The 10,191-nt window shown below is 37.7% G+C and carries 10 protein-coding genes and 2 riboswitches; all 10 genes read left to right on the top strand.

What is annotated here, in order from left to right:
• Positions 1 to 131: 131 nt before the first annotated feature.
• The 10 genes from ACFQ0V_RS10675 (at position 132) to ACFQ0V_RS10630 (ending at position 10,176) form a co-directional block, all read left to right on the top strand.
• Positions 132 to 959, top strand: a complete 828-nt coding sequence (locus ACFQ0V_RS10675) for a D-alanyl-D-alanine carboxypeptidase family protein (protein WP_381013211.1) — start codon at positions 132 to 134, stop codon at positions 957 to 959.
• Between the two features lie 85 nt (positions 960 to 1,044).
• Complete coding sequence (locus ACFQ0V_RS10670; RefSeq protein WP_381013208.1) at positions 1,045 to 2,040, top strand: D-alanyl-D-alanine carboxypeptidase family protein; 996 nt, start codon at positions 1,045 to 1,047, stop codon at positions 2,038 to 2,040.
• Positions 2,041 to 2,219: 179 nt separating this feature from the next.
• Entirely contained in the window at positions 2,220 to 3,248 is a 1,029-nt protein-coding gene (locus ACFQ0V_RS10665) for an AbrB family transcriptional regulator (protein ID WP_381013205.1), read from the top strand.
• A 34-nt stretch (positions 3,249 to 3,282) separates the two neighbouring features.
• Positions 3,283 to 4,317 carry a tripartite tricarboxylate transporter substrate binding protein gene (locus ACFQ0V_RS10660; RefSeq protein ID WP_381013203.1) on the top strand — a complete coding sequence of 345 codons (1,035 nt, stop codon included), beginning with the start codon at positions 3,283 to 3,285 and terminating at the stop codon, positions 4,315 to 4,317.
• A 53-nt stretch (positions 4,318 to 4,370) separates the two neighbouring features.
• Complete coding sequence (locus ACFQ0V_RS10655; protein WP_381013200.1) at positions 4,371 to 4,829, top strand: tripartite tricarboxylate transporter TctB family protein; 459 nt, start codon at positions 4,371 to 4,373, stop codon at positions 4,827 to 4,829.
• Positions 4,830 to 4,848: 19 nt separating this feature from the next.
• Positions 4,849 to 6,348: a tripartite tricarboxylate transporter permease gene (locus tag ACFQ0V_RS10650; RefSeq protein WP_381013197.1), complete on the top strand. Its 1,500-nt coding sequence runs from the start codon at positions 4,849 to 4,851 to the stop codon at positions 6,346 to 6,348.
• Between the two features lie 97 nt (positions 6,349 to 6,445).
• Positions 6,446 to 6,550: riboswitch (SAM riboswitch) on the top strand.
• Positions 6,551 to 6,656: 106 nt separating this feature from the next.
• Positions 6,657 to 7,475 carry a MetQ/NlpA family ABC transporter substrate-binding protein gene (locus ACFQ0V_RS10645; protein WP_381013194.1) on the top strand — a complete coding sequence of 273 codons (819 nt, stop codon included), beginning with the start codon at positions 6,657 to 6,659 and terminating at the stop codon, positions 7,473 to 7,475.
• Between the two features lie 26 nt (positions 7,476 to 7,501).
• Positions 7,502 to 7,609: riboswitch (SAM riboswitch) on the top strand.
• A gap of 78 nt (positions 7,610 to 7,687) precedes the next feature.
• The gene (locus ACFQ0V_RS10640) at positions 7,688 to 8,491 is read left to right on the top strand and encodes a MetQ/NlpA family ABC transporter substrate-binding protein (protein ID WP_194563564.1); all 804 of its coding nucleotides are present in this window, start codon (positions 7,688 to 7,690) and stop codon (positions 8,489 to 8,491) included.
• 16 nt (positions 8,492 to 8,507) lie between these two features.
• Positions 8,508 to 9,512, top strand: a complete 1,005-nt coding sequence (locus ACFQ0V_RS10635; protein ID WP_381013191.1) for a methionine ABC transporter ATP-binding protein — start codon at positions 8,508 to 8,510, stop codon at positions 9,510 to 9,512.
• 1 nt (position 9,513) lies between these two features.
• Positions 9,514 to 10,176: a methionine ABC transporter permease gene (locus ACFQ0V_RS10630; protein WP_381013188.1), complete on the top strand. Its 663-nt coding sequence runs from the start codon at positions 9,514 to 9,516 to the stop codon at positions 10,174 to 10,176.
• The last annotated feature ends 15 nt before the right edge of the window (positions 10,177 to 10,191 follow it).

Raw genomic sequence — 10,191 nt, 5'->3', positions numbered from 1 at the left:
GTAATTTGGTAGACGCAAGCCCCCACTTCAAACAGACCGCAAGGTCGTTAAGTGGCGGGTTGTTGACAAGTTTACTAACGAAATGATAAGACTCCCCTTTTATACTGAAATGTATAAGAGGTGATTTTTAATTGAAGAAACTATTTTTTATATGGATGATTGTAGCAATTATCGTTTTCTTCCAATGGGATACAATCCGCAATTGGAATACGGAAGAAGCGCTCTACATAGAACAAGGCGATGAGGCGATTGCGAAAATAAATAGTTCCAAAGCATATCCAATTGCGAGTTTAACGAAAGTGATGACGAGCTATATCGTGTTTGATTATATTGAACGTGGTCGTATTACTTGGGATACATCATTTACAATCGAGCAACCACTATTTGATGATGCGAGTGGCTTGGCGATGATAGGGTTACAAGTTGGACAAAGTTATACAGTGCGAGAGTTATATGAAAGTATGATGATTACTTCAGCGAATGATAGCGCGATGGCATTAGCACTTTTATTAAACGGCTCAGAACAACAATTTGTTGAAAATATGAATCATTATGCGAATGAAATGGATTTAAAGAAAACGAATTTTATCAACGCAACGGGATTGGATCAAAGTGGACCAGTAAATGAAGCTTCTGCGGAAGATTTGGCGAAATTAGTGCAGTTCCATTTACGTTATTATCCTGAAGTGTTAGAAACGACAAAGAAGACGCATTACGTAACACGAAGTGGAAAAAAATATTGGTCTACGAATCATTTATTACCTGGAATGCCCCAAGCGAGAACTGGAGTAGACGGGTTTAAAACAGGCTACACATACCGTGCGAACGACACGTACATTGTGACAGGTATACAAGATGGCGAGCGCTACGTAGTTGTCATGTTAAATGTTCCTCGTCAAGATAAACAGACAGAGAAATTTGAGAAAATGAACGAAGCCATTCGTGAATATGTAAGATGATAGCTATATAATGGGACGATTTTCAGAAGAAAATGCGAGTGAAATAGCGTACAATAGAAACGATTAGAATTAAAGGTGGATCACGATGAAAAAGAAATTGTTTCTATTAGTTGTTTTATTAGTTATAAACGGCGTGTTGATTTGGCAAATGGTAGACCGTTCTGAATCTGCTCAATCATCAGCAGAGTCAGAGGAAATCGTAGAGGAAGACATCGTTGAAGAAGAACTTCCCGCACCGACTATTCATACAGCCGTTCCGTTAGTCGAGCCCGAACAGCAATATGAAAAATCGTCTGAACTTGTGTACGATATGGAAACGAAAGAAATTTTGTACGCGAACAATATCGATACGCCATTAGGATTAGCGAGTGTAACGAAAACGATGACGCTCTACATTTTGATGGAAAAGATGGCAGCAGGCGAAATAACGCTTGATGATACGGTTGTTTTGTCGCCTCACTTTTTCCAAAAGTATCAAATTAGTGGCCTCGCAAGTGCAGGCTTAAAAAGTGGTGAAACGTATCGCATTGAAGACTTATTAAAGGCGATCACGACGGTGTCCGCAAATGATGCAGCAGTAGCTTTAGCGGAAGCGCTCGGAGGAACAGAAGAAAATTTCGTACGTATGATGAACGAACGTGCGCATCGTCTCGAAATGACAAATGCGACGTACGATAATGCGACGGGGTTGACGATGCCGAATGAATACAACCGAGCGAGTGCGCGTGATTTAGCTACTTTAGCGGAAGCGCTCATTACGAATTATCCGCAAATTTTACAATATACGTCGTTGACAGGGCATATGATGCCGAACGGTTACTATGCAAAAACGACGAACTTAGCACTCGAAGGGCAACCAGCCTATTTGCCATATATCGACGGCTTAAAAACAGGCTATACGATTGAAGCAGGACAAAACTTTATCGGGACGGGTGAGATTGAAGGAACTCGCTTCCTCGTCGTCTTACAAAATGCAGCTCCGGGAGATCCGAATGCGAAAGTAGCGAAATTCCATCGTACTGGAGAACTTGTGGAACAATACGTAAAACCACATATCGAGAAAAAGAAATCTAGTGATTAGATGTATGAAAGCATAGGTACTTGATTTGGAAAAATCGGTATTTATGCTTTTTATAATTCTATCAAATAGTATCAAAAGATAGAAAAATCAGAAAATTGTTGCGATTTTTCTCTGAATGTATAATAATAGATTGCAAGGAATGAATTATATAAAGATTCATCAGAAAAGTGTGATATCTCATGCGACAAATATTACTTTTATGTATTGCTTATAGTAATGGTCTATTATTTAATTATTTAAACATCCCAGCAGGATGGATAATGGGATCTCTTTTGATAGGTATTCTTTATGGAATAGTAAAGGGAGAAGTTGTATTTTCCCCAGTTATTTTCAAAATAGGTCTAGCATTCGTTTCGGCTACAATAGGATTACGTATCGATACAAATGTTATTCAAGAGTTGGCCTCTGTTATAGTGCCTTTTAGTTTGGTAATTGTAATAGCGTTATTTATAGGGACTCTATTAAGTAGTTATTTAATAAAGCGTTCAACGATTGATCCTCTTACTTCTTTTTTTAGTTGTATCCCTGGAGGGGCTTCAGAGGTGATAGGACTTAGTAAAGATTATGGAGCAGATGATAGAATTGTTGCGGCAATACATACATTAAGAATTACAATGTTTGTTATCATTATTCCTTTCGTGATTAAATTGATAAATCCTAATTTAACGAATGAAAATTTAGTCGTTTCATCGTTTGAATTTAATCAGGTTAGTTTTTATTTAATAGTAGTATTATTCGTTATTTTATTAGATAGAATATATCATTTGCCAGGAGGTACATTATTATATGGATTGGTTATAAGTTTTCTACTTTCGAACTTATTTCCATCGGTCATGTTACCGCCTAATTCTTTTGTAGGATTTGGTCCTGTAATAATCGGTTTACTAGTTGGTGTTCGATTTAATAGAGAGGTACTCGCTCAATTATTTACAGTAGGGCATACGATAGTTTTCATCATGTTGGCGTTTATCATGACCGCTTTTGTAAACGCTTACTTATTTTCTTTAGTCACTCGATTAGATTATTCTACAAGTCTTTTAGGGACAGTTCCTGCAGGTGCTGCCGAAATGGCTGCGACTGCTTTTTCTTTAGATATATCAGCTACATTAATAGCAAGTATGCATGTTTATCGGGTAGTTTTTTTGTTTATTATTTTACCGTTTTTCATTAAATACTCTAAAGGGAAATGGGAGAAGAGCGGAAAGTGATATAAATATTATTTTAAAGTGGGGGTATAAAAGAATGAAGAAAAAATGGCTATTATTTTTAAGTGTTTTATCATTTACATTAATTTTAGTTGCATGTGGCGATAATGAGAAGACAGAAGCGCCAAGTACAGATGGAGGGTCAGAAGAGGCAACAGATTGGAAACCATCAAAGCCAATTGAGATTATTGCGCCAGCTGGAGCAGGTGGCGGATGGGATACAACAGCTAGAACAGTAGCAAAAGTTTTGGAGGAGCAAAAAATCGTTGAACAACGTTTTGCAGTTGTGAATAAACCGGGTGGAGGAGGATCTATTGGTTGGTCATATATAAAATCGAAAGATACAGATGACCATTTACTCTTCCCTACGTCACCACCGATTATGTTTGTGCCCCTAAATAATCAATCGGATTTAGGTCATAAAGACTTTACACCAATTGCAGCTTTAACAGCAGACTATGGTGCATACATTGTTAGCGCCGATTCACCTTATGAAAATATGAATGATTTGATTGAAGCGATGAAAAATGATCCTACATCAGTTTCGGTTGTTGGTGTGTCATCACCGGGAAGTATGGATCATATGCAATTCATTAAATCTGTTGGGGTTGCAGGAGTAGATGTGAAGGATGTTAAATACGTATCAGCACAAGATGGAAATGCAATGACAATGTTATTAGGAGGACAAGTTGATGTGATGTCGACTGACGTAGGGGAAGCTGTAGAACAATATCGAGCTGGAAATATTCGTGTATTAGCTATTACAGCGCCTGAACGTTTACAAGATGAAATCGTATCAGAATTTCCGACACTAATTGAACAAGGAATTGATGACTCGTTTATTATTTGGCGCGGTATGATGGGGCCAGGAAACATGAGTCCTGAGGCAGCAAAGTTTTATGAAGCAGCTCTTAAAGAGATGAGTGAAACAGATGAATGGAAACAAGAGTTAGAAAGGTATGGATGGGAACCAAATTGGATGGGAAGTGAAGAGTTCAAAAAGTTCCTAGATGAGCAGTATGATACAATTGAAAAATTAATGATTGATATTGGATTACGAGAACAAAATTAAAAGGTAGCGAAGTGAGTACACTCACTTCGCTACTCTTGTAAAGAGGTGAAAATATGGTCAATACAACAGATAGAAAAATATCTATTGTACTATTCTTATTTGCGTTATTATATTTATTTTTAAGTTATCAGTTACCTAATTTTGAGTATGCTTTAATAGATTCTGACATATTACCGAAAGGGTTAGGTTTTTTATTAATTGTTTTATCTATTATTTTATTTATACAAAATAAAGAGGAATCAGAAGCAGAAAAAATAAAGAGGCAAATAAAAAAAGAAGATTTAATTTTATTAATTGCAACGATTGTATCTTTATTAGCATATGTTACTTTGTTTGAAATACTTGGCTTTGTAGTAACTACGATTTTATTTTTAGTGATCACCATGAGAATGTATGGTTATTCAAATTGGAAAATATCAATGGTTGTTTCTATAACATTTACATTTGTTTTATATTTTTCGTTTAATTATATTTTGAAAATATATTTGCCACAAGGAATTTTACCATTTTAACTAGATTGGGGTGAAAAAAATGGGAGCATTTGAAAGTGTTCTTTATGGTTTTCAGGTAGCATTGACACTTGAAAACATTATGTATGTATTTTTAGGGGTATTGGCAGGAACTGTAATAGGTATGTTGCCGGGGTTAGGTCCCATTAGTGCGATCGCAGTAATGATTCCATTGAGCTATGGTATGGAACCAGCTTCCGCTTTGATTTTGATGGCAGGTGTTTATTATGGAGCAGTGTTTGGTGGGTCTACATCGTCTATTTTATTAAATGCTCCAGGGGTAGCTTCGACAGTTGCAACATCATTTGATGGTTATCCGATGGCACAGCAAGGTAAAGCAGGAAAAGCTTTAGCAACGGCTGCGATAGCTTCCTTCTTTGGAGGCACTGTAGCGACAATTGGATTGATGTTAGTAGCACCTCAATTATCGAAACTCGCAATTACATTTGGACCAAGTGAATATTTTGCTTTAATGTTACTAGGTTTGACAGCAATAGCATCACTCTCTGATGGTTCAGTTGTAAAAGCATTTATGTCAGCGACTGTAGGTATTATGGTAGCTACTATTGGAATAGATGCTCAAACAGGGACTCAACGCTTTACATTTGGAAGTGCTAATTTGCTAGATGGTGTTGACTTTTTAGTTATAGCTCTTGGGCTTTTCGCATTAGCAGAAGTTACTACTTTGATTATTTCCAGGAAAGAAAGTTTATTTAAAAAAGGAGAAAATAGTATCGGGAGTTTGAAAATTGAAAAGTCAGAAGTGAAAGAAATGGCTGCTCCTGTAGGTCGTCAATCTATTCTAGGGTTCTTTATAGGTGTGTTACCAGGAGCGGGAGCTACAATAGCGTCATTTTTAGCATATATATCTGAAAAAAGATTATCGAAAAACCCTGATTCATTTGGAAAAGGAAATATTGTTGGAGTAGCAGCACCAGAATCAGCAAATAATGCTGCTGCAGGAGGGTCATTTGTTCCTTTATTGACACTAGGTATACCTGGTTCAGGAACTACAGCAATTATGTTAGGGGCTCTCTTAGTAGTCGGAGTTCAACCAGGTCCAATGCTTTTAACAGATCACCCAGACGTATTTTGGGGTGTAATTGCTAGTATGTATATAGGGAACATTATGTTGTTAGTATTGAACTTGCCACTGATTCCGTATTTTGCAAAGATTTTATATATACCAAAAGGTATGCTGATTTCATTGATTTTAATCTTTTGTTTAGTGGGTGTCTATGGGGTGAGTTTTAGTAAGTTTGATTTGTATTTATTGATTTTATTTGGGGTTATTGGCTATTTAATGCGGTTATTCTCATTTCCACCAGCACCTTTCATATTAGCATTTATTTTAGGTGGAATGATGGAACAATCATTCCGTCAAGCTTTATCTATATCTAATGGTAGCTATGCAATTTTCTGGGAACGTCCGATTTCTTTAGGATTAATAATTACGGCATTTATTTTCTTGGTTTTACCATATGTGCTCACTATGTTTAAAAAGAAATTTAAAGTTGTGTAAAGTGACTTTTCAAAAAGGTTTGACAAATAAAAAAGCGTCACCTATAATTGAGTCACATTAAATTCGAAAGAACGAAATACTTCCAAACTTTATATTTTACTTATCAAGAGCGACCGAGGGATAGGCCCGATGACGTCCAGCAACCCCTAATTTATTAGGAAGGTGCCAACTCCTACAGAATATTTATTCTGAAAGATAAGCGAAGGCAAATGATAATTTGACTGCTTCTTTCAGTAAATGAGAGAAGCAGTTTTTTTATTTTGGAACATGAATTTCGGAATCATTCGAAAAAGAAAGAGGAGAAAAAGATGAAAAAATTATTTCGTATGAGCTTACTACTCGTCATTTCAGCTTTATTGTTAGCAGCATGTGGCGGCGATAAAGAAGAAGAGAGTAAAGCGTTAAGTGAAGATAAAGTGTTGGTCGGTGTGACAGGTGGACCACACGAACAAATTTTTGAAGTCGTGAAAGAAGTAGCGGCGAAAGATGGTTTAGACGTAGAGTTAAAAGTATTCTCGGATTATATTATGCCAAACAAAGCATTAGCGGAAGGTCAACTTGATGTGAATAGCTATCAACATAAACCTTTCATGGATAAATTTAACGAAGATCACGGAACAGATCTCGTTGCGGCAGTTCCTACAATTTTAAGTGCAATCGGTGTATATTCAAACGAAATTGACGATATCGCAGACGTTCCAGAAAACGCGAAAATCGGTATTCCGAACGACCCTTCAAACGGTTCACGTGCACTCGTATTATTTGAAAAAGCAGGACTCATTAAATTAGACGATGCGAAACGCGATAATGCAACACCGTTAGACGTCGTGGAAAACGAGAAAAATGTATCATTCGTTGAATTAGACGCGGCACAATTACCATTGATGTTAGACGAAGTGAACTTAGCCGTCATTAACGGTAACTTCGCTGCATCACACGGATTAAATCCATCGACAGATTCCATTTATACAGAATCAATAGATTCACCATATGTGAACTACATCGTCGTACGCAAAGAGAATGAAAATGATGCGGTAATTGAAAAGTTACGTAAAGCATACCATTCAGATGAAGTGAAACAATTTATTGAAGAAGAGTTTAAAGGTTCTTATTTACCAAAATGGTAGGATGTAAATGAAGAACGATTTCAATCTACTTATCCAGAGTGACTGAGGGACAGGCCCGATGACTTCCAGCAACCGACTTTCGAAAGAGAGCAAGGTGCTAATTCCTGCAAATCAAATGATTTGAAAGATAAGTTTTTTTAAATAAAATCACCGGAGTAGAACGCAATCATTCTTCATTTTTCATAAATAAATGAAAATGAAGGAGAATGACAATGAGAGTATTACAATATGTTGGGTTAGTATTTTTTGCACTGTTGTTAACGGCTTGTGGAGATAAAGCGAGTGAGCCATTGAGTGAAGAAAAAGTGGTCGTCGGTGTAACCGCAGGACCACAAGAACAAATTTTCAACGTCGTGAAAGAAGTGGCAGCTGAAGATGGTTTAGAAGTGGAACTGAAAGTGTTCTCGGATTATATTATGCCGAATACAGCACTAGCAGAAGGTCAACTTGATTTAAATAACTATCAACATCAACCGTTTATGAATAAATTCAATGAAGATCACGGAACGGATTTAGTAGCTGTCATCCCGACGGTACTGAGTGTAATGGGTGTTTATTCTGAAAAAATTTCAGACATTCAAGATACTCCGTCGGGCGCTAAAATCGGAATTCCGAATGATCCAACGAACGGGGCGCGTGCGCTCATGTTACTTGAAGAAGCGGGACTCATTACGCTCGATGAAAAAAAGCGTGACACCGCTACACCTTTAGATGTCATCGACAATGAGCGCTCACTACAATTCGTTGAACTAGAAGCGTCTCAACTACCGCTCATGTTGAAAGAAGTGGACGTTGCGGTGATTAATGGTAACTACGCAGCATCACATGGTTTAACGTTAACGGAAGATGCGATTTATGCAGAATCGACAAACTCACAATATGTGAACTACGTTGTCGTGCGTAAAGAGAACGAGCACGATCCAGTCATTGAAAAAATTAAACGAGCGTATCACTCCGAGCGAGTGAAGCAATTTATTGAAGAAGAATTTCAAGGTTCATATTTACCAGCTTGGTAAGAAGGGAGAAGGCGTCATGATTCAATTACGCAATGTCGTCAAAACATTCGACACGAAACAAGGTGTCGTCGAAGCAGTAAAAGATGTGAATCTCCACGTAAAAAAAGGCGAGATTCACGGAGTAATCGGTTATAGTGGTGCGGGAAAAAGTACGTTAATTCGTTGCGTAAATTTATTAGAGCGTCCGACATCTGGAGAAGTCATCATTAATGGAATCGAATTGACTTCTTTAAAACTTCCCCAATTACGCGAAGTCCGACAAAATATCGGCATGATTTTCCAAAGCTTCAACTTATTAAAAACAGCGACAGTCTTTGAAAACATTACGATTCCACTGCGCTTGTTAAACATTTCTAACGAAGAAGCGAATGAGCGTGCAGAACGTTATTTAGAAATTGTCGGTCTGTCTGAACGTAAAAATGCTTATCCGAGTCAGTTATCAGGAGGACAAAAACAGCGTGTAGCGATCGCTCGTGCTTTATCTCAAGAACCTGAAGTGTTATTGAGCGACGAGTCGACGAGCGCGCTCGATCCTGAAACGACGGATTCTATTTTAGATTTATTGTTGAAAATTAATAAAGAATTAGGCATTACCATTTTGCTCATTACACATGAAATGAACGTCATTCAAAAGATTTGTGATCATGTGTACGTGATGGAGCAAGGACAAGTGATTGAAGAAGGCACGACGATTGAGTTATTTACGAAACCGAAAAATCCGACGACGCAAAAGTTTTTAAATGCGGTTTCTCAACGTCAGCTTGCGCCAGCTTTAATCGAACAGTTAACGTTAGACGGTTATATTTTGCGCTTAACGTTCGTCGGTGATGCGACAGGAGATCCGTTAATCGCGTCATTAACAGAGAAGTTTCATGTGAAACCGAATATTTTATCAGCAAACATTATTGAACTGAAAAATGGCATAGTCGGCAACTTAGTCATTCATTTAGAAGGACAACGTGATGAAACGATTGTCCAATATTTAACAGCGAACGGCGTATACGTAGAGGAGGTCTTGTAAGATGGGAGAATTTACAGCGAAATGGGGCCCGCTCATGTGGCAAGCCCTCATCGAAACTTTCCAAATGACATTAATTTCACTCGTATTTTCTGTCATCATTGGGATGACTTTAGGCGTATTGCTCGTCTTAACGAGACCGAATGCGTTATTTGCGAATAAATTTGTTTACAACGTCTTAAATATTTTAGTAAATATCGTGCGTTCTGTACCGTTTATCATTTTGCTTTTCTTCATCATTCCATTTACGAAAGCAATCGTCGGTACGATCATCGGTGTAAAAGGGGTAATCGTACCACTCGTCGTTTATACATCACCGTACATCGCACGCTTGATGGAGTCAGCACTTCTTGAAGTCGACCCAGGAGTAATCGAAGCTTATACAGCGATGGGTGTAAAACGTCGTAAAATCGTATGGAATGTTTTAATTCGTGAAGCACGTCCTGCAATTATTTTAGGACTAACGATCGCGACAGTTAGCTTAATCGGAGCTACTGCGATGGCTGGTTTAGTCGGAGCGGGAGGACTTGGAGACTTGGCATACCGTTACGGTCACATTCAATACGAAGTTGAAGTTATGTATGCGACAGTATTCATTTTAATCATTCTCGTTCAAGGAATTCAGTCGCTCGGAAACTATTTTGCATCAAAATTAAAACGAGATTAAGGAAAGGTGAGGAAC

The sequence above is a fragment of the Savagea faecisuis genome, from assembly GCF_042675605.1.
In the GTDB taxonomy this organism is placed as follows: domain Bacteria; phylum Bacillota; class Bacilli; order Bacillales_A; family Planococcaceae; genus Savagea; species Savagea faecisuis.
The sequence above is the reverse complement of the archived record's forward strand: the minus strand, read 5'-3'. Positions and strand labels throughout refer to the sequence as shown.

What these genes read in the sequence shown, in the direction of transcription:
- ACFQ0V_RS10670 (WP_381013208.1), top strand. Translation starts at nt 1,045, where the DNA reads ATGAAAAAGAAATTGTTTCTATTAGTTGTTTTATTAGTTATAAACGGC.
- ACFQ0V_RS10665 (WP_381013205.1), top strand. Translation starts at nt 2,220, where the DNA reads ATGCGACAAATATTACTTTTATGTATTGCTTATAGTAATGGTCTATTA.
- ACFQ0V_RS10660 (WP_381013203.1), top strand. Translation starts at nt 3,283, where the DNA reads ATGAAGAAAAAATGGCTATTATTTTTAAGTGTTTTATCATTTACATTA.
- ACFQ0V_RS10655 (WP_381013200.1), top strand. Translation starts at nt 4,371, where the DNA reads ATGGTCAATACAACAGATAGAAAAATATCTATTGTACTATTCTTATTT.
- ACFQ0V_RS10650 (WP_381013197.1), top strand. Translation starts at nt 4,849, where the DNA reads ATGGGAGCATTTGAAAGTGTTCTTTATGGTTTTCAGGTAGCATTGACA.
- ACFQ0V_RS10645 (WP_381013194.1), top strand. Translation starts at nt 6,657, where the DNA reads ATGAAAAAATTATTTCGTATGAGCTTACTACTCGTCATTTCAGCTTTA.
- ACFQ0V_RS10640 (WP_194563564.1), top strand. Translation starts at nt 7,688, where the DNA reads ATGAGAGTATTACAATATGTTGGGTTAGTATTTTTTGCACTGTTGTTA.
- ACFQ0V_RS10635 (WP_381013191.1), top strand. Translation starts at nt 8,508, where the DNA reads ATGATTCAATTACGCAATGTCGTCAAAACATTCGACACGAAACAAGGT.
- ACFQ0V_RS10630 (WP_381013188.1), top strand. Translation starts at nt 9,514, where the DNA reads ATGGGAGAATTTACAGCGAAATGGGGCCCGCTCATGTGGCAAGCCCTC.